19 protein-coding genes are annotated in these 20601 nt (G+C 33.8%); 9 read left to right on the top strand and 10 right to left on the bottom strand.

Annotation, left to right across the window (positions count from 1 at the left end; translation table 11 throughout):
• Positions 1–10: 10 nt before the first annotated feature.
• From IPO86_05140 to IPO86_05130, 3 genes are all read right to left on the bottom strand, one after another.
• Positions 11–781, bottom strand: coding sequence for a nitrilase family protein (locus tag IPO86_05140; protein ID MBK9727487.1), 771 nt, complete (start codon positions 779–781; stop codon positions 11–13).
• 172 nt (positions 782–953) lie between these two features.
• Entirely contained in the window at positions 954–1613 is a 660-nt protein-coding gene (locus tag IPO86_05135) for a 50S ribosomal protein L25 (GenBank protein ID MBK9727486.1), read from the bottom strand.
• A 135-nt stretch (positions 1614–1748) separates the two neighbouring features.
• Positions 1749–2681: a ribose-phosphate pyrophosphokinase gene (locus IPO86_05130; GenBank protein ID MBK9727485.1), complete on the bottom strand. Its 933-nt coding sequence runs from the start codon at positions 2679–2681 to the stop codon at positions 1749–1751.
• 57 nt (positions 2682–2738) lie between these two features.
• On the opposite strand from IPO86_05130, the gene IPO86_05125 reads away from it, so the two are divergent.
• The gene (locus IPO86_05125) at positions 2739–3161 is read left to right on the top strand and encodes an SET domain-containing protein-lysine N-methyltransferase (protein ID MBK9727484.1); all 423 of its coding nucleotides are present in this window, start codon (positions 2739–2741) and stop codon (positions 3159–3161) included.
• Between the two features lie 90 nt (positions 3162–3251).
• Here IPO86_05125 and IPO86_05120 read toward each other — a convergent pair whose 3' ends face one another.
• The 3 genes from IPO86_05120 to IPO86_05110 all read right to left on the bottom strand — a co-directional run bounded on the left by IPO86_05120 (position 3252) and on the right by IPO86_05110 (position 7378).
• Positions 3252–4487, bottom strand: a complete 1236-nt coding sequence (locus tag IPO86_05120; protein ID MBK9727483.1) for an HlyC/CorC family transporter — start codon at positions 4485–4487, stop codon at positions 3252–3254.
• Between the two features lie 225 nt (positions 4488–4712).
• Complete coding sequence (lptC, locus tag IPO86_05115) at positions 4713–5279, bottom strand: LPS export ABC transporter periplasmic protein LptC (protein MBK9727482.1); 567 nt, start codon at positions 5277–5279, stop codon at positions 4713–4715.
• A complete protein-coding gene (locus IPO86_05110) occupies positions 5276–7378 on the bottom strand; it encodes a gliding motility-associated C-terminal domain-containing protein (GenBank protein ID MBK9727481.1) in 2103 nt (700 codons plus the stop codon). Before IPO86_05110 ends, lptC begins: the two co-directional genes overlap by 4 nt.
• Positions 7379–7564: 186 nt before the next feature.
• Between IPO86_05110 and pssA the strand changes: the two genes are divergently transcribed.
• From pssA to IPO86_05085, 5 genes are all read left to right on the top strand, one after another.
• Positions 7565–8275, top strand: coding sequence for a CDP-diacylglycerol--serine O-phosphatidyltransferase (pssA, locus tag IPO86_05105; GenBank protein MBK9727480.1), 711 nt, complete (start codon positions 7565–7567; stop codon positions 8273–8275).
• Complete coding sequence (gene purS / locus IPO86_05100; protein MBK9727479.1) at positions 8262–8519, top strand: phosphoribosylformylglycinamidine synthase subunit PurS; 258 nt, start codon at positions 8262–8264, stop codon at positions 8517–8519. The genes pssA and purS overlap by 14 nt, the downstream gene beginning before the upstream one ends.
• Positions 8520–8542: 23 nt before the next feature.
• Positions 8543–9256: a 16S rRNA (cytidine(1402)-2'-O)-methyltransferase gene (gene rsmI / locus IPO86_05095; GenBank protein MBK9727478.1), complete on the top strand. Its 714-nt coding sequence runs from the start codon at positions 8543–8545 to the stop codon at positions 9254–9256.
• 92 nt (positions 9257–9348) lie between these two features.
• Complete coding sequence (locus IPO86_05090) at positions 9349–10770, top strand: MBOAT family protein (GenBank protein MBK9727477.1); 1422 nt, start codon at positions 9349–9351, stop codon at positions 10768–10770.
• Positions 10771–10772: 2 nt separating this feature from the next.
• On the top strand, positions 10773–12077 hold the full coding sequence (locus IPO86_05085; GenBank protein MBK9727476.1) for a hypothetical protein: 1305 nt from the start codon (positions 10773–10775) through the stop codon (positions 12075–12077).
• A 23-nt stretch (positions 12078–12100) separates the two neighbouring features.
• Here the strand turns inward: IPO86_05085 and IPO86_05080 are convergent, their stop codons facing one another.
• Both IPO86_05080 and IPO86_05075 read right to left on the bottom strand, forming a co-directional pair.
• A complete protein-coding gene (locus IPO86_05080) occupies positions 12101–14398 on the bottom strand; it encodes a CotH kinase family protein (protein MBK9727475.1) in 2298 nt (765 codons plus the stop codon).
• A gap of 146 nt (positions 14399–14544) precedes the next feature.
• Positions 14545–15123, bottom strand: a complete 579-nt coding sequence (locus IPO86_05075; GenBank protein MBK9727474.1) for a nitroreductase — start codon at positions 15121–15123, stop codon at positions 14545–14547.
• Between the two features lie 58 nt (positions 15124–15181).
• On the opposite strand from IPO86_05075, the gene IPO86_05070 reads away from it, so the two are divergent.
• The 3 genes from IPO86_05070 to IPO86_05060 are packed head-to-tail and all read left to right on the top strand — an operon-like array spanning position 15182 to position 17589.
• A complete protein-coding gene (locus IPO86_05070; protein ID MBK9727473.1) occupies positions 15182–15844 on the top strand; it encodes a metal-dependent transcriptional regulator in 663 nt (220 codons plus the stop codon).
• A gap of 12 nt (positions 15845–15856) precedes the next feature.
• On the top strand, positions 15857–16843 hold the full coding sequence (locus tag IPO86_05065; protein ID MBK9727472.1) for a zinc ABC transporter substrate-binding protein: 987 nt from the start codon (positions 15857–15859) through the stop codon (positions 16841–16843).
• On the top strand, positions 16840–17589 hold the full coding sequence (locus tag IPO86_05060; GenBank protein MBK9727471.1) for a metal ABC transporter ATP-binding protein: 750 nt from the start codon (positions 16840–16842) through the stop codon (positions 17587–17589). The genes IPO86_05065 and IPO86_05060 overlap by 4 nt, the downstream gene beginning before the upstream one ends.
• Positions 17590–17597: 8 nt before the next feature.
• Here IPO86_05060 and IPO86_05055 read toward each other — a convergent pair whose 3' ends face one another.
• Together IPO86_05055 and IPO86_05050 are read right to left on the bottom strand one after the other, a co-directional pair.
• Positions 17598–19016, bottom strand: coding sequence for an MBL fold metallo-hydrolase (locus IPO86_05055; protein ID MBK9727470.1), 1419 nt, complete (start codon positions 19014–19016; stop codon positions 17598–17600).
• Complete coding sequence (locus IPO86_05050; protein MBK9727469.1) at positions 19013–20542, bottom strand: glutamate--tRNA ligase; 1530 nt, start codon at positions 20540–20542, stop codon at positions 19013–19015. Before IPO86_05050 ends, IPO86_05055 begins: the two co-directional genes overlap by 4 nt.
• Between the last annotated feature and the right edge of the window lie 59 nt (positions 20543–20601).

Genomic DNA, 20601 nt, shown 5'->3' with positions numbered 1-20601 from the left:
TAAGGTTAAACTAATTGAAATCAAACAGATCCCGATCCTTTAAAAACGGGTAAGCCCGCTTATAAGCCTTCAATGATTGAGAATCTAAAGTGCTTGTTAACCATTGTTCACGGTCTTCTAAATCAAGAATTTTCGAGCCTTCAAAGTTATAAACAGCAGAATCACCCCTATATTTTATATCATTTTCATCCAATCCAACCCGATTTACGCCCGCTACATAACATTGATTTTCAATGGCTCTGGCTGGCAACAAGCAATTCCAAGCTTGCTCTCTTCGTTCCGGAAAATTTGCTACATAGATTATTAGATCCACAGCATCTGTATTTCTGGACCAAACAGGAAACCGGAGATCATAACAAATAAAAAAGGAGATTTTCCAGTCCTTATAAGATACTATAAGCTTTTGATTTCCAGAATTATAATGGTTTTGCTCTCCAGCCAAAGTAAATAAATGCTTTTTATTATAAAATTCAGGCATTTCATTTTCTGGTTCTACCCAAAGTAATCGATTATAAAATTTACCATCCTCTTCAATGATCAAGCTCCCTGTAACAGCAGCATTTTTCATTTGAGCAAGCTTTTTCATCCATTGAAATCCAGGTCCTAAAATGGGTTCCGCCAGGAGCTTTGAATTCATTGAAAATCCTGTTAAAAACATCTCTGGAAGAATAATCAAATCTGTTTCATCCTTTTTTAAATTGTCAAATAACAAATCCAGATGTAAACAATTCGCTTCTGCTTGTTCCCAAATGATATCAGATTGACATAAAGTTATTCGCAAGTTACCCACAGAATTATAAAATTATAGTCTTGATAGATCATAGTCGATAAAATAACAGCTAGAATAAAAGCATGTTTCAAAATAGTAAAATAAGCCTAACAAAATTAAAACAGAAACAAAAAAAGCCAACATTAGGGTTGGCTTTTCTATATAATAATCTTTAAATAATAGCTTATTTCTTAGCAGGTGCTTTTGCAGCTGGAGCCGCTGCTTTAGCTGGCGCTGCAGCTTTTGCTGGGGCAGCACCTTTTGCAGGTGCAGCTGTTTCAGCAGCAGCACTCTTTAATGCTCTAGGGATTTCGACACCAACTACTGGGGTACTACCTGGATTTAAAATTTCAACGCCGGAAATTGGCAAAATATCTTTAATCCTCATGGTTTGTCCAAGATCTAATTTACTTACATCTAATTTAACTTCTGGGACAATATCCTCTGAGCTTGCTTTAATTAAAACAGTTCTCATTCGTTGAACTAATTTACCACCAGATTTTACACCTGTAGCAGATCCAGTCAATTTTAAAGGCACCTGAACTTTAACTGTGGTTCCTTTTACTAATTTTAAAAAATCAAGGTGAACAATACTATCCGTAACGGGATGTGTCTGCACATCTTTTAATATACAACGATGAACTTGCCCATTCAAATGAATATCTGCAGTCTTAAAGTCTTGAGTATAAAGCAAATGCCTTAATTCCGCAGGAGAAGCGTTAAAACAAATATTTTCATCTTTAGAGTATAAAATACAAGGCACTAAACCTTCTTTACGCTGACTATTTGAAGCAAATTTGCCAAAAGCTGATCTTGGCGTAGCATTCAATACAATTGTTTCCATATAGATTCAAATTAAACTAAAATCCCGAAAAGGGAGCGCAAAGATAAGAAAAATCCGAAAACCTGTAAAATATTAACAGAATTTAATAAATCCCTATTTTTTCTTCAAAACTGACGATAAATAATAGATAATGCCTTATTTATCAACGAATAGCGCTTCTATCGAACGATGTTCATGTGTATTTCGGATTGCTTTGGCAAATAATTTTGCTGAGCTCAATACCTTAATCTTTGGCGTTTGCTTTCGCAGTGGAATAGAATCGGTTACAATCATTTCTGAAATCCTGGATGCCTCAATGGTTTCATATGCTTTTCCAGAAAGTACTGGGTGTGTACAAATAGCCTTCACATTAATAGCACCCTTTTCGATTAATGCATCTGCTGCTTTACATAAGGTACCTGCTGTATCGACAATATCATCGACAAGAATCACCTCCCGGCCTTTGACATCTCCTATAACCGTTATACTTTCGACTTCATTTGCTTTTTTTCTATACTTATCACAAATTACCAGGTCTCTGCCAAAATGTTTGGAGTAGGATCGAGCCCGTTTTACACCACCAACATCAGCGCAGGCAAAAACTACTTGTGAATGGGTATTTTCTTCCAGATAAGGCATAAATATGGCCTCGCTTTTTAAGTGATCTAAAGGGATATCAAAAAATCCTTGAATTTGATCCGCATGCAAATCCATAGTCATAATGCGATCTGCTCCGGCAGCTTGCAACAAATTGGCTACCAACTTCGCAGAAATTGGGACCCTTGGTTTATCTTTCCGATCCTGCCGTGCATAGCCGAAATATGGAATTACTGCCGATATATAATTTGCTGATGCCCGCTTTGCAGCATCAATCATGAGAAGTAGCTCAAATAGATTTTCTGATGGAGCATAGGTAGATTGAATAAAAAAAACAAACATACCCCGCACAGATTCATTGATCACGGGTTGCATTTCACCATCGCTAAACCGCATCAAATCTAGATTCCCCAATGAATAGCCATAATAATCCGCTATACTTTCCGCCAGATATCTGGACGAAGTTCCTGAAAATAATTTTACGTCTTGCATACCTTAATGAAAAAGTAACACAAAGCTAATACTTTTGTATACAAAAAAAATATATGTATGCAAAGAATCCAGGGCCTCTACATTTCTAAAATCAAAAACAAAGGAAGAGCTGTGTTTTCAGCTATTGATATTCCAGCTGGATCTTTAATTGAAGTGTGTCCTATTCTCAGAATTCCTCAAAATGAAGTGGATATCATTCATGAAACAGAATTGCACGATTATTATTTTGTTTGGGGTGAACAGGATGAAGAGGCCGCCATTGCCCTTGGTTATGGTTCCCTTTATAACCATTCTTACAAACCCAATGCAGAATATATCTTTGATTTTGAAAACGAAGCGATTGAGGTTGTTGCTATAAAAAATATTCCAGCTGGAAAAGAAATTACCTTTAACTATCATGGAGATCCAGATTGTAAGGATGAACTTTGGTTTGACAAAAAGGGAAAACGAATTAAACGAATCAAATACAATCCGACCTAAAGCAAAGTATTATAAGCTTAAAGAATCAATCTGCCTGAGAATGGCTAAATAATAAAATTATTGAATCTAAATCAAAGGATCCAAGAGGAATTAAGAATTTTGAATCATCCGAATCGTTTCAATTTTAGTATCACTTACCATTTCCAGTATAAATTTATATCCATCCTGATCTATTTCTTCACCTTGCTCTGGAATAGAACCTGTGGTAGTGACCAAATATCCGGAAAGTGTATGATATTCCCCATCTGGCAATTTAATATTGTATTCATTCTCTAGATATTGCAATTCCAACCTACCAGAAAAAATAAACTCTGTTTCAGAAATTTGTTGCTCTAGTAATTCTTCTTTGTCGTGCTCATCTTCAATTTCTCCAAAAATTTCTTCCAGTATATCTTCTAAAGTTATGATACCAGAAGTACCCCCAAATTCATCTACCACACAAGCAACGGATAAGCGCAATTTATTCATTCGCAACATTAAATCATATACATTCAATGTTTCCGGTACAAAAGGCAAATCCATTACAATGGATTTAATATCCTTTGGCTTCTTAAACATTTGTTGATGATGAATATAGCCCATTACATAATCAATATCTCCATCTATTACAATGATGCGCGACAATTTGGATTCGGCGAATGTGTTAATTAAAGTATCCAATGAATCATTTAAATCAACATATACCATTTCTGTTCGAGGAACCATACATTCTATCACTCGAATTTGCCTTAAATTTAAAGCATTCTTGAAAATGTCGGTATCAATTTCATCATCTGCCATTCTAATCGGCCCGTGCAAGTAATTTTCTAAATCAATCAAACTAAATCTGGGACGAACTTTATTGATGGGTTGTTTTAATAAATTAACGATTACATAATTCGCAATCTTCGATAAAAAACGAGATGGTATAAAAAGTAGTTTATAAAAAAATAATAAAGGATAAGCAGTGTATTGCAAAAAGCTATTAGAATATAATCGAAAAAATGCTTTTGGAAGAAATTCACCTAAAATTAAAATAATGAGTGTAACAATCAGGGTATTTATAAAAATATAGAGTCCCGGACTCAAACCAATCAAAGTCAAGGGTCCATGCAAATAATCCGTAAGTAAATAGGTGAGTACTACGATTGAAATATTCGTTCCAACCAATAAGGTTGCTATGAAGTCATCCGGACGTTCAAAAAATTTGGAGAGTATGGAACCACTTCCACTGCCTCTGCTTTTCTTAATTTCCACAGCTAATTTATTAGCTGTAATGAACGCTATTTCCGCTCCTGAAAATAAGGCAATTAGTAATAGAAAAAGTAGAATATAAAAGATCATCATGACTCGAAGCAAAGATACAAGGAACTCTGAATGAGTGTATCCAAATGTCTAAAAAACCTGAATTCCATTAGAAAGCAATTTTAAATACAAAAATGTACCTTAATTTGGATACCAAATGATATTAAAAACGATTGAATCCCAGAACCATAAAATGCAATACTAAAAGCCTGTTGTTTACAATTTTATGTTCCTTTCTTAATCGTCTGGAAGACTTTATTGATTGGTTTACTTGTCTTCTTCTTTGTACATTTTCTCAGAAGGAATAATTGCATCAATAGATTTAATGGTACCCGATCTAAAATTTTGATCGGTTTCAAAACCATAGCCTTGTAACATTTCATCCTTTCTAATAATTCGTACAAATTTGTCAGTACTGATATGTCCTAAGGTTTCATTCCAAATAAGTTCTGAAGTTTTTAAGACTTCCTGATTTATACTTGTAAAAACTACACTGTCTTTCATATATGTTTTTCCTTCACTTCGCACTCTCATTGCATATTTTGAAGCTAAGGTATTTACTAATTGTTGCTGATCATCATAAAAAAATGCTTGAAAACCATCTGGAAATTCTTCTTTTTCTTGTCCTGTCTCTGTATAGCGAATCATCTTTGTTGCAACAATGCGAATTTTGATTTTTGCAGAATCACTGTAAATAACATTTACATCATTTAGGACTTCTTTATTAATCAATTTTCCTGCATCATTATCAGACATTTCTTTGCGTTCCTCCGTACAATGAAAGAGAAAAATTAGTAAAAATGAAAATAAATACGGAAACTTAAGTTTGCTCATTTTAATAAAGAAAGATCGCCGCTTTCAGTTAAAACATGATCATCTAAAAAACGGGCTTTTATTAAATAAACATAAACACCAGGATTACAGGATTGATTTTTAAATCGTCCATTCCAACCGATAGATTGATTATTTGGTTGTAAATTTTTACCTTCATAAATTAAATTTCCCCAACGATCAAATATTTGAAGCAAGTCAACATTTGCAATGGATTTACTTCCACCTACAAAAAAGAAATCATTAATATTGTCCCCATTTGGGCTAAATACATTCGGTGTAAAAACATCATAGTTTTTTCGCACTCGCACAAAAAATGAATCCAATCCAGTACATCCATTTTCATTTGTAGTTCTGACTGTATAATAGCCATCATTGATCGGCAACGCCTTGGTATTTTGACAATTAATACAATCTATATTTGTACCCCGTTCCCAATTGTAATTATAAATCCCTCCAGGTACTACCGTCGCATTTAAATCAATAAAATCTCCCAGATCAATTTCTAGATCTGAACCAGCATTTGGAACTACTTTGTCGGGTTGTGTTATAACCACCTGAATAGAATCTGTACATCCTTTTCTATCTTGTATGTAAACGGTATAGGTTCCTGCTGGTAAATTAATAAAACGGCTGGTTGGGCTAAAATCTTGACCATTTAAACTATACTGGTAATAAAATGATTTAACACCATTTATATCTTCATCAAAAGGAGTTCCTTGATTCCCATTGAAGGCGATCATTCCATCATTTGATTCAAAACAACTCAGGTTTCTGGTACTATCAATTCCTATCCTAAGGGTTGGTAAATCTTCACAGCATGGCTCCACATAAATTCTTCTGATTTCTGTTATTTGACAACCAATATCTGTAATAATCGTTAACGAAATATATTTTTCACCAAAGGAATTATATCTGACCGAATGTTTTACACCCGCTGCATTATCGACAGCAGTTTGAGGTATTGCATCTTTACCAAAATTCCATGTCCAGCGAAGAATACTTCCGGAAACAAATGTCGAGGAGTCTGCAACTACAAAATCGGTTTCACATTTTAATCCGGTAGGTGGATCAACTCCAAAATTTGCAACCGGACCTGCAAACTCTCCTGTCCCACCCCATTCTACAGAAAAGCCTATCCCGGTATCGGTAAAATTATTTACGACTAGCGTATAGGTATGATCTTTTTGCATATCAATAAATTTACAATACCCATTTTCTCCGGAATTGCAATCTAAATTCTCTGAAATATCAGGATCTGTCAGATTTAAGCCCGTTGGTCCGGCACATGGTGGTGCAGTTGCATTACAGCGTAAAAGTATTTTATCAGAACACTTATGAATACCACTGGGTAATTCATACAATGCATAATCTATATCATCAGAAGGGTTTAAAGGCTTTAAAGTAAACGTCAAGGTCCCATCATTTGCAGCGATCCAGGTAAACCAAACAGAAGAAGACTCTGAATTTTTAGCACTGTTATCACCAAGACAGGAGGCTGCAGCTTCATCTGGATCCCTACCCCCACCTGTAACTTTTTGAACAACAAATGGCGTTTTATCACAAAGTACACCAGCGGTATTACAATCTTGACCAGGTAGTGCCGGTGGATTAAAATTATTTAAGCACAATTGAAAAGTACCCATTGAATTATTTATCCCATCCACCCGGATATAATAATCAACTCCAACAACCAGTCCACCTTGATAGATTCCTAAAGCTCCATTACCAGCAAGATCGGCACCACATCTTAATTCTGATATAGTTCCACCGCATACACCCCGATATAATGCTACCATCGGGCGGGATAAGGTACCTCCCGGAACCCCACTTCTATTATTTATACCAATTATGGTGATATTAACATCTGTGAAAAAAGCTCTAAATCTAAACCAAACATCTCTTCCAGTACTAGGCCAACAGGTGGCAGCACCATATCCTGAGGGGGTTGCATCAACATTTGTAAATTCACCAACCCTACTGCAATAATTCGTAATATCTGTTAAAGTAATAGGGGTATTGCAATTATCATTGGTGGGTTGCGCAAATAGCTGGGAACCTGAAATAAGTAGGAATAGAACTAAAACTAAAAACCTGGTCATTCGAAGAATTTATAGAATATTAACGCAATTTTATACAATTAAGACACCTTTAAGATAAAAAAAGTGATTTAAAATTGCTGAATTCCAGCTTAAAACTAAGAAAATTCCACTTTAGTCAAAGGATGAATTCCATTCAGCTTCATTATCACGGCTTTATCTATTAAATTTGCGCGTTATGCTTATAAAATGTTTACGATACCAAATATCTTAACAGCTTTAAATCTCTTTTTTGGATGTTGTGCCTTGGTGAGCCTTCACCGAGGGCAGGTTGAAGCTACGATTTTTCTAATTTTGACAGCTGCACTGGTTGATTTTTTTGATGGGTTTATTGCCCGGAAATTAAATCAAGCTTCGGCACTCGGGGTTCAATTAGATTCATTATCTGATGTCGTTTCATTTGGAGTTGTTCCCGCATTCATTTGTTTTCAAATCCTAAACATCGGGTTTCCACACCAGGGTTATATGGCATACGTCGGATTTTTAGTAGCAATTATGGCTGCTTTTCGATTGGCCAGATACAATGTAGAAAGTAAAGGAACGGATTTGTTCTTTACAGGCTTACCGGTGCCAGCAAATGCCTTGTTTTTTTTAGGTTTGTACGCTTTAAATTTGCAAAAAAATGAATTGCAATCCATGGTAATGCAACCCTATATCTTTACCAGTATTCTATTGCTTTTTTCCTTTTTAATGATCAGTCAAATTAAAATATTAAAAATTCATTTTTCAAAAATCTGGTTACGCCAATATGGCTATCTTCTGGTACTTGAATTGATCGCTTTAGGAAGTTGGATTTGGATTGGTCCAGTCGCCCTAAGTGTTGTTATTCTTATTCATATTTTAGTTAGCATCTATTATAATATTATTCAAAACGAAAATAAAATACATGAAAATTTATAAAGCAAAAATTGACATCTTACCTCATAAAGAGCTTTTAGACCCCCAAGGTAAAACCGTTGCAAAAAATATGCAGCATTTGGATATTCAGGGAGTTCTTGATGTGCGTATCGGAAAACATATAGAAATGCAATTTGAAGCTCAAAGTGAAGCAGCTGCGAAAGAACTTGTAGAAAATAGTTGTAAGAAATTACTCACAAATATGATAACAGAAACTTTTACCTATTCTCTATCTGAACAATCATAATTAGGGAAACGAGATTTTCCAGAATGGAACAAAAAAAAGAAATTAAACCTTGTTTATACCTGGTTCCAACACCGATTGGAAATTTAACTGATATGACACCTCGAGCACTGAGCGTGTTATCATCAGTTGACTTAATTCTAGCTGAAGATACCCGCGTTAGCAATAAACTTTTATTGCATTTTAATATTCACAAATCTTTGAAAAGTTTCCATAGCCAGAATGAACATAAATCACTTCAAGCCATCATCGATAAATTAAAACAAGGTCTATCCATAGCAATCGTCACCGATGCTGGCACTCCAGGAATTTCGGACCCTGCTTATTTATTGGTGAGAAGTTGTAGGCAAGAAAACATTCCTGTAATTGCATTGCCGGGTGCTACCGCATTTGTTCCGGCGCTTGTTGCTTCTGGCTTACCTTGTGATAAATTTTTTTTTAATGGATTTCTTCCACAAAAAAAAGGTAGAAGTAGTCAATTAAAGTTCATAGCTAATTTAAATTGTACAATAATTTTATATGAATCTCCGCATCGACTCCTTAAATGTTTAGATGAACTTATGGAACATTTTGGACCAGAACATCTAGCTTGTTTTGCCAAAGAAATTTCTAAAATCTATGAACGCTATTTTACAGGTAGTTTTTTAGAAATAAAAGAGCAACTTAAAAGTGAAAAAATAGTTGGTGAATGGGTGATCTGTATTGCAGGAAATGAAACGGTATCCACTAAGAAAAAATAACGCAACATAACTATTTTAAAAGCTTCGCGTAATAAAATAATTCCTAGCTTATGAACAAAGTAAATTATAAATCTTAAACTTCCTATTCATTTATGGTTTTTAGCAGTGTAGTGTTTTTGCTTTATTTCCTGCCACTGTTTTTACTGTGTTATTATTTAGTTAGTAAGCCTTATAAGAATTTTATCATATTAATTTTTAGTATTTTCTTTTATAGTTGGGGAGCTCCAAAGTTTATTTTTGTAATTTTAGCTACAACCTATATCGATTTTCATCTTGTAAAGTGGATGGATTCATCCGCAAATGAAATGAAGCGAAAACTTTTATTGATTGTTTCTTTATCCTTGAATTTAGGTTTATTAATCTATTTTAAATATTCAAATTTTTTTATTGAAAATTTGAATGCTGTCCTCGGTTTGGTGAGCACACAATCCATTCACTGGACAAAATTAATACTGCCCATTGGGATTTCATTTTATACGTTTGAAACAATTACCTACGTTGTTGATGTTTATAGAAAAATTCATAAACCTTTAAATCACTTTTGGGATTATCAAACCTATATCATACTTTTTCCAAAACTCATTGCAGGTCCTATCATCAGATATCATGAATTAGCAGATCAAATACAAGATCGCTCCGAAAATGAATGCTATGAAAATCGGCTAACAGGATTCTACAGATTTGTATTGGGCTTATCTAAAAAAGTAATTATCGCAAATCATTTAGGTGCTTATGCCGATCAGGTATTTCAATCAAATTATGAAGGAATGGGTACTCAAATGGCGTGGATAGGGATCCTTTCCTATACATTTCAAATTTATTTTGATTTCAGTGGATATTCAGACATGGCCATTGGAATTGGAAAAATGATCGGTTTTAAATTTCCTGAAAATTTTAACAACCCGTATACCGCCCAAAGTATCACAGATTTTTGGAGGCGGTGGCATATAAGTTTAGGAAATTGGATGCGAAATTATCTATACATTCCATTAGGAGGAAATCAAGTTACGCCAAGTCGTTTATACTTTAATTTGTGGGTAGTATTTGTAGCTTCCGGGCTCTGGCACGGTGCGTCCTGGAGTTTCATTCTGTGGGGTGCTTATCATGGTTTGTTTCTCATTTTAGAAAGAAGCTTCTTGCTTACGATTTATGCCAGACTTGGATATTGGATTACCATCCCAATTATTTTTCTTTTAATAATGATTGGCTGGGTATTCTTTAGAATAGAAGATATTCAAGATGCATTTTTATTTTTACAAAATATGTTTGGTTTTCAAACCGGAAATACGCTTCCTTTGGATGTAGAATTTTACTTCTACACAATGATAGCTTTTATTTTTGCATTTTTTACAATTACCAAATCAGGAAAAGATATTCAGCATAAAATATTTTTTACAACATATTCTATAAAAATGCATTATATCTGGATGATTTGCAGCTTAATCTTATTTTGTATTTGCATTGCTATGATTAGTTCAACTGGATTTAATCCATTTATTTATTTCAGATTTTAAGAATGGATATTAAAAAATCAGATCCACGAAAAGTGATATTTTGGGTAATCCTAACGATCCTTTTTATACCTTGGTTACAAGGTAGTTTTCAATTTATTAAGGTTCGTGAATTAAGTGGCAGTATTGAAAAAAAATTCAATCCAATACTAAATGAAAAAAGTTGGCTTGATGGCCATTTTCAAAATGCAAAAGCATCCTATTTAAATAGCAAATTTGGATTCCAGCCCTCTTTTGTTCGTTTGAACAATCAAATAGATTTTTCGCTTTTTGATAAAGTGAATGCAAATTCTGTAATCAGAGGAAAAGAAAATTATCTTTTTGAAATCAATTACCTAAGAGCATACTTTGGTAAGGATTTTATTGGCGAAGATAGCATTCGCACGAGAATGTTAAATCTGAAAAAAATTCAAGATTCTTTAGCGTCTAAAAATAAATTGGTACTCCTGGTATTTGCTGCTAGTAAAGGTCAATTTTATCCAGAATATTTTCCAGATTCTTCAAATGTTGTTCGAACTACTACGAATTACGAACGGCATTTAAAATTAGCGAATGAACTTGGTATTAATTTTATAGATTTTAATGCTTATTTTTTACAAAATAAAAACACTGCACCATATCCATTATATACAAAATATGGCATTCACTGGAGTTATTATGGCGCTTGTTTAGTAGCAGACTCACTGATCCATTATATTGAATCCGCAAGAAATATTGACCTTCCGGAATTGTCATGGAATCAGATTGACAAAGAACAAGCGCGATTTGAAGATAATGATATTGAAAAAGGGCTCAATTTGATATTCCCTTTAAAAGGTCCTGCGCTGGCTTATCCTCAAATAGCATTTGAAAACTTTGCTACAAAAAATAAATCTAATATCATGGTAATTGCAGATAGCTATTACTGGACAATTTATAAAATGGGTTTGCCAAATGCGTTTGGAAATAGTTCTTTTTGGTATTATTATCGAGAAATTTATAGCCCAGACAAACAGAAGTCCATGCTTGCAAATCAGGTTTTACTTAAACAGGCACTGCGCAATCAAGATGTGTTTATTATAATTTCAACAGATGCAAATCTTACAAATCTTGGCTGGGGATTTATTGAATGGACAAGTCGATTAGTAGATAATAATGAATATCAAAACTTAGATTTTGAAGAACGTTTAGCGAATTTAATAAAATATATTCCATCTGATTCAGCCTGGATTCAGAAAATAAGAATAAAAGCGCTAGAAAAAGGTATTTCCATAGATAGCATGGTCGTATTAGATGCAATGTGGTTGATAGAACATGAATCAAAAAAATAAGGAATCGTTAAAATATAGTTTCCTTATTTTTTAATTATTTTCTGAAATGTTTGAATGTCCGAAAATATGAAATGCAAATTATACAGACCGGGCTTCCAAGAATCAGAAATAATTGTAAATAATTTAGAATCTATAGTTTTAGATTTGTAAATAATATTTCCTAAAATATCAGTTGCAATAATTAAATTTGGAATTGCATTGTTAAACACTAATTGAATACGCTGATCAATAGGATTTGGATAACAGAATACATATTCAAATTTTGGCGATTCTGCAACCCATGTTATGTTACAATCATTTGGAATTCCAAATGTTGGATTCCTTGTATACTCCCAGGCATTTAAACAACGGCCATACGATTGATTATCATTCAATGCAGGGAATTCAACTTCATCTAATGAAACACTATCTATAGTAAACAAGCCAAGGCGTTCACCAGATTTTGACAATTTAAAATTTGCATGTAAGCCTTCATCTCCACCATCTTCATCGGCCCAAATAATCAAAAAAGAATTAGCATTAATCGCAGTATCTGGAAATTTCCATTTTAATTTATTATCGAAATTATCCGTTAAGTACAAGCCATTGAGAGAAATTGCATGATCTGTGCTATTAAAAATCTCTATCCAATCATCAAAATCACCATGTTCATCTTTAAGAATCGTATTTGAAGCTTGCAATTCATTCAAAAGAATATCTCCTTTTATAAAAGTATCCGTTTGCACTTGCAAAGTATAAAATTCGTACTCTGCTCTAGGAGGCATTAAGGATGCAGAATTTGCATTTTCAGAATATAAATAATATTGCAGAGAACTATAGTTAAGCATATTTATGGCTGCACCAAATATACTATCTCCGGCAATCCCATCTTGATGCAATCCATCATCAAACATCATAAGTTCTTTAAAAATTTCTTCTGGACCATATCTGTAAAATAAACTGCTAAGGCTTGCATTAGATATCTTGGCAGCAATATAAACGATTTCATTTTTATGTATTTCTGTAGGAAAACTATGTATTTGCTCGATACTTGGTTTTGTTACAATTAAGCTTGGATGATTTGATAAAAATGAAATTCTTGCATTTGTAAAAGAAATTAATCCCGGATAGGTCTTTGCCCCACCCATTCCACCTGAATTTGTGAAATCAGTATATAAATTTGCAATGAACGCTGCATCTGTAAAAAACTTATTCCGATCATTTGATACTGAGGCGCTAATTTGATTTTGCAAAACCAATCCATCGTGTTCATAAGCATTTGCATTTTTTGCATCATTTAAGATTGTAAATAAATGTGCTAAATATCTTTTTTTCCATTTAGGAATAGAAAATAACTTCGAAATTAAAGGGCGCTCTAAATTATTTAAATGAAGTAATGGATCCAATTGTTGCATTTGAAGCACCGTTAATTGCCCTCCAACACCAGCATTTGTAAAAGCTCCATAAAACTCATTTAAATCCCAGGGTATCGTATTAAATCGCCCCAATTTATTTTCATATACTAAATAATTATGCCCAGATCCACTATAACTATCCAGATTTACAAAAAAATTATTCAAAGCAAGCATCCACAAAGCGCGATCCACATCGAGGTAATTTTCAAGGTTTGCAAGATCCTGATTCAAATGAAACATCATGTTTAATAACTCATTCCATCCTGTTTCGGATTCTTTTTCATAATTATTAAAATAACAAGCTGAATCTGGGGTCACATATTTCAAAGCAGATCCAACCATACCTGGCGGACAGCTTCCAGGAAGTTGTATTTGCTTATCAATTCGATCGCATTGAAAAAATGCATTATTTGAAGAATAAAAATGATTGGATAAAAAATCCTTATCAACATCTTCTACATTTGAATACAATCCGACAAGTATATTATTTACATAAACATTGATAAAATTTGCCAGGGATGCAGGAAGATACTGTCTTGCAATTTTATACGCCATGACTTCCCGTAAAAAACTTGGATCCATGAACCCTGAGGAGAGTTTTAAAGTATTGTGCCCATCGTATTTTTGATTTGACTTAATAAAATCCAGTTTAATATTAAATGGATTTTTATTTCTGTTTGCATTATAAGTAGAATTTCCTTTATAACGAATGCCAACACTGTCATATACTATTCCATTGAGTTCGAGCTTTGTTGCAATTAACCGAGCATCCGAATCCACCGTATGTAGAGAATCCAATTTTTGATCCCAATTGCTAAATGGGAAGGTAATTTTAACTTCTTGAATCGTGTACAGGTCATACAATGATTGTGCTTCTATAAAGCTATGCAAAACCAACTGTAGGATACTAAGAATAAAATATTTCATAAAATCAGGGATCATACAATTAGACCAAATAAACTATGAAACGTTTAATAGTTTGTAAAATTACTTCCTATTTCAGTTTTAAAACTTCCTCCTTAATGAAAATAATATCGAAGTAAAAATTTCTCTATAAATTAAATCAATTTGGATTAGCCTATTCGTTTTACAATTTCAGATAAGGGTTTCCGAATTGAAGCAGGTGGTTGATATTTTGACCAACCCATATAAAATAAACCTAGACAGGATTCATTGGGATCCAGATTTAAAAATAAATTCAAAGACTGAATTGCCTCTGGTGTACTCCAATACGAGCCAATATCAAGTGATGCACAGCTTAACCAAATATTTTGAACAGCACAAGCAAGTGCAGCTGTTTCTTCCCAGGCTGGAATCAATGTTTCCGGACTCCGGTGAATACATATTGCTATAACACAGGCAGCTTGAAGTGCTTTTTCACCTGCTTTTTTCATTTTAATAGGATCAAACGTTTCATCGGTAGTTTTTGACTTATAAAATGCCCCCAGGAAATTGGATAAATCTTGTAATTTTTCATTTTTAATAATTACAAAACGCCAAGGTTCCGTTTTTTTATGGGTTGGAGCCCACCTAGCATTCTCGAGAATTGAATCCAAAATATCATCAGAAATCTGCCCGGATTCATAAAATTGAGGAAAAATAGCCCTTCTCGACCGTATCACTTCAGTTAAAATTGTAAATTTTTGATTCATTATTATTTTTATTTTGTTATATTTAAATATTATTTTAGCTTTGCCTAAATTTTACTCTATGTTTACCCAATCAGAAGAAAACTATTTGAAGGCAATATACAAAATTGCCCAAAACAGTGCAGATCAGAACGTTAATACAAAAGCGATTGCTGATGAGTTAGGCACTACAAGTGCATCTGTAACAGATATGATTAAGAAACTTTCTGATAAAAATATGCTTACCTATGAAAAATATTACGGCGTAAACTTAACCCGTGATGGTCAGAAAACTGCTATTATGTTGTTGAGAAAACATCGACTTTGGGAAGCATTTTTACATGATAAATTAGGCTTTACCTGGGATGAAGTCCATGAAGTGGCGGAGCAATTAGAACATATTCATTCTATTCAATTAATTGAAAAACTGGATGCTTTTCTTGGGTTTCCAAAATTTGATCCTCATGGCGATCCAATTCCAAACGAAAATGGGAGTTTTACATATAGAAATCAGGTAGCCCTTGCTTCTGTTAAAGAACCCGGCAAAACAGTGCTTATGCTTGGCGTTCGAAAGCATCATTCTGATTTTTTAAAATACTTAGATAGTATTCAATTAAAGCCTGGATCCATGATTCAAATTCTTGAAATTGGCGCATATGATCAATCCTTAAAGCTTTCAGTAGATAATCAGCAAGAAGTTTTAATTACACATCAAGTTTCTCAAGATATTTTCGTAAAACCATAATATTATTTTAGTATGAAAAAATATATTTCTTTTATCCTTATTTTAATTTTCTATACAACTGGAATGGCGAAACCAAAAATTCTTGCAACCGCATCTATGTGGGCGGACATGGCAAGCGTTCTTGGAGGCAATTTGATTGATGTGGAAGTGATCGTGCCCATTGGGTCGGACCCACATTTATATGAACCTACACCCAATGATATTCGTAAAGTGAATGCTGCAGACCTGATTTTAATTAATGGTTTTACGTTTGAAGGCTGGCTTCAAAAATTAATTACTTCCTCCGGATCAAAAGCAAAATCTATCATTATAACAGAAGGGATCACTCCCATAACGAATCCTCAATTTAAAAATTCTACAGACCCTCATGCCTGGATGGATGCCTTACATGGAATTATTTATGCCGAAAACATAACAAAAGCACTCATCGCTTTAGATCCTTTACATGATAAAGAATACCAATTCAATTTAGATATTTACAAAAAGGAATTGCAAGAATTAAATCAATATATTCAACAAAAAATAAATACGATTCCTGAACAACAACGCATTTTAATAACTTCGCATGATGCATTTCATTATTTTGGAAATCGGTACGGTTTACAAGTGGAATCTTTATTAGGTACTTCCACAGAAGCTGATGTGCAGACTGGAGATTTTATAAGAGTAAATCATTTAATAAAAGAGAAAAAAATACCCGCTATTTTTATCGAAAGCACCATAAATCCTAAACTCATGGAGCAAATGAGTAAAGAAAATAATATTACCATCGGAGGTAAATTATTTGCAGACTCCCTTGGCGATACCACTGGACCCGCTGGAACGTATATCCAGATGTTGAAAAATAATGCAAATACGATCGCAGAAGCTCTCAGCAAAAGTATACAAGAAAATGTTATACCTGCAAAATCAGATTCAAATAAAATCTTATTCTATTGGATTCCTGGTATATTGACAATTCTATTATTAATTATTTTAATTCTTAAAAGACGCAAATGAAAAATCCCGCTGAATTTTCAATTGAAGTCAATGGATTGTCCGTTGCTTACGAGCATAAAAGGGTCCTGAGTAATATTTATCTTAAAATTGAAGCAGGTTTAATTTATGGATTAATTGGTCCCAATGGGGCAGGAAAATCTACACTCTTTAAATCTATTTTGCAAGAAGTTCCAATAAGCTCTGGAGAAATAAAAATTTTAGGTTCCCCAGCACAAGATATGTTGACACATATTGCATATGTTCCACAAAAAGATGATGTAGATTGGCAATTTCCAGCTACTGTTTATGATATTGTCTCCATGGGTAGATTTCCACATAAGAAACTATTAGAACGTATGCATACCAAGGATCATGAAATCATTTCGTATGCTTTAGAACAATTGGATATTGTAAAATTAAAAGACAAACAAATCGGAGAATTATCAGGTGGCCAACAACAGCGCGTTTTTCTTGCTCGTGCTTTATGCCAGCAAGCGGACATCTTATTAATGGATGAACCCTTTGTAGGTGTAGATATCAAAACGGAAAAAAAGATTATCGAAATTATGAAACAATTGGCTGCAGATGGAAAAACGGTAATGGTTGTCCATCACGATTTAGATAGCGTTCTAAATTATTTTGACAGAGTCATATTAATTAATCAAAAATTAATGGCATATGGCGACACCCAAAAGGTGTTTACAAAAGAAAATATTTCTGCTACCTATTCAAGTCAATCCAATTTATTACAATACACAGCAAATTAATTAAATAACTAGAGCGCGATTTCTTGTTTTAATTCAGGAATTTCAATCTTCGCAAACCCATGATTATTTAAATAATCTTTGTAAACTTTTTGTGTTTCATATTCTCCGTGTACAAGGAATAATTGTTTACAAGTATTCATTTGATTTGTTAAAAAATGATGCATTTCCTTTTGATCACCATGTGCAGAAAAAGAATCCATGATTTCAACTTTTGCATTGACTTTCATATCATCCCCAAATAATCGAATCGTATCCGCTCCTCTTTGCAATTGCCCACCTGGAGTTTGAGGAGAACAATACCCTACTAACAAAATCGTATTTTTAGGATTCTCAATAGTATTATAAACATGATGCTGAATTCTACCTGCATTTAACATTCCAGCAGCAGAAATAATGATACAGGGTTCTTTACTTGTATTTAATTTTTTTGATTCATTTACATCTGTTATATAACTCAAACGTTTAAACCCAAATGGATCGGGATCCTTAATAATATATCGGTGCAATTCATCATCAAAACATTCAGAATGGGCTTTAAAAATATCCGTTGCATTTACTGCCAATGGACTATCCACAAATACGGGTAAATTCGTCAGTTTACCTTCATTCACTAATTGATCCAAAATAAAAACCAATTCCTGCGTTCTTCCCAAGCTAAAGGCCGGAATAATTAACTTACCTCTATTTTGAAAGCATGTTTGTTGTATAATACTTAAGAATCGTTCTTTTTCAGCAGGTTTCTCAAGATGTAATTTATCGCCATAAGTTGATTCTGTAATAATCACATCTGCAGGTAACATATCCTGAGGATCTCTTAGTATAGGTCTATTGGGCCGTCCAATATCTCCAGAAAATGCAAGTCTAAAATCATCACCTCCCTGATTTATTACAAGATTTATACTTGCTGAGCCTAAGATATGACCCGCATCTGTAAATAAAACTTTAATCCCTTTCGCCACATCAATCCAACGATCGTATGAAACAGATACAAATAGTTTCATTGCTAATGCAACATCGGCTGCATTATAAATTGGCTTCACTTTTGGCGCATTCGAATTTGGATGAAATTGTCTCTTTTTGTCTATTCGTTTATTTTTATACTCTGCGTCGCGCTCCTGAATATGTGCTGTATCCATCAACATAATCGAAGCCAGGTCACGCGTTGCATGGGTGCATATGATATTTCCCCGAAATCCATCTTTCACTAACTTTGGGATTCTACCGCAATGATCAATATGAGCATGTGATAAAATTAAGACATCCACTTCAGCAGGCTGAAAACTCCAGGTCGCATTCAACTCATCAATATTCTCAACACCTCCCTGGAACAAACCACAGTCCAATAAAATTTTATAACCATTATCCAAGCTTACTAAATGACACGAACCAGTTACTTCTCGTGCCGCTCCACAAAATTTAATCTTCATGCTTCTTGCTTTTTAGTATTTATGAACTCAATAAATTTATAAATTCTGATAACCATTTTCTCCCGACCTAAAAATGAAATCATTTTAAAAGCATCAGGTCCTGTTGGAATACCACTAATTAAAACACGTAATAACGGAAACAATTCTCCAGGTTTAATCGCAGCAGATTTTAAAAATTCTTTTAATGCAACTTCAATTTGCTCCGGATTCCAAAATTCCAAATGATTTAAAATTTCAGAAACGGATTGCAAAACTGAAATAAATTCTGGCTTAAACTTTTTTATTATGAATTCAGAATCATAGGACTCTAATTCCAAAAAATATACTTTTCCTAATTGCAAATAATCTTTAAAAAACAATACTCTGTCTTTAAATAAATCAAAAATTTGCACAGCGATCTCGTCTGAAACTTGAATTCCATTGTTTATAAAATCGTCTTTGATTCTTTGAATAAAAGGAAACCCGGATTTTTGATGCAAGTATTGTTGATTGAACCATTTTCCTTTTTCAAAATCAAAACGAGCTCCTGATTTTACAATTTTTTCTAATGAAAAAGCCTGAATCAATTCTTCCATTGAATAGATTTCTTGTTCTGTACCATTATTCCAACCAAGTAAGGCTAAAAAATTTAATAAAGCTTCCGGTTCAAATCCAAATTCGCGAAAACCTAGTAAAGACTCCCCTTCTTTTGGCTGCCAGCTTATTGGAAAAACAGGAAATCCAAATTGAGCACCATCTCGTTTTGATAATTTACCATTTCCTGTAGGTTTCATAATTAAAGGTAAATGTGCAAATTTTGGCATTTGATCCAACCAACCAAATGCTCTGTATAATAAAACATGATGTGCCGTAGAAGACAACCACTCTTCGCCTCGAATTACATGGCTTATTTTCATCAAATAATCATCTACCACATTTGCCATATGATAGGTTGGCATTCCATCTGATTTTATTAAAACTTTATCATCAAGCTCCGTCGTTTTAAAAATTACTTGCCCTCGAATTATGTCTTCAATTTGCACTTCTTGATTCTCAGGAACTTTCAATCGGATCACATAAGACAATCCTGCCTTAAGCAATCGGTTTGTCTCATCCTCTGAAAGAACCAATGAATTGCGCATTTGATTTCTGGTAACAAAATCATATTTTTGATTCCCTCCGTTGGCTGCTCTTAAATTTTCTAATTCTTCTCCTGTGTCGAAGGCATAATAGGCTTCTCCTTTGTTAATTAATGCCAAGGCATGTTCTACATATATAGGTTTGCGATCCGATTGCCTATACGGTCCATAAGGTCCTCCAAATCCAGGGCCTTCATCTGGCACTAAACCCACCCAATTTAAACAATCTATAATATATTGTTCTGCACCTTGAACATAACGTCCCTGGTCTGTATCTTCGATCCGCAGAATAAAGCTTCCGCCATACTTCCTTGCAAAAAGATAATTATATAAAGCTGTCCGGATTCCACCTATATGTAAGGGACCAGTAGGACTTGGGGCAAATCGCAATCGCACAGAACTATCCATAGAAATTATTATAATTGATTGCAAATATCTGTACTCCAGCTCATAAGATATTGTTAATC

The organism is Saprospiraceae bacterium, assembly GCA_016717265.1.
Classification (GTDB): Bacteria; Bacteroidota; Bacteroidia; order Chitinophagales; family Saprospiraceae; genus Vicinibacter.
This window is presented reverse-complemented; position numbering and strand designations above follow the sequence as displayed.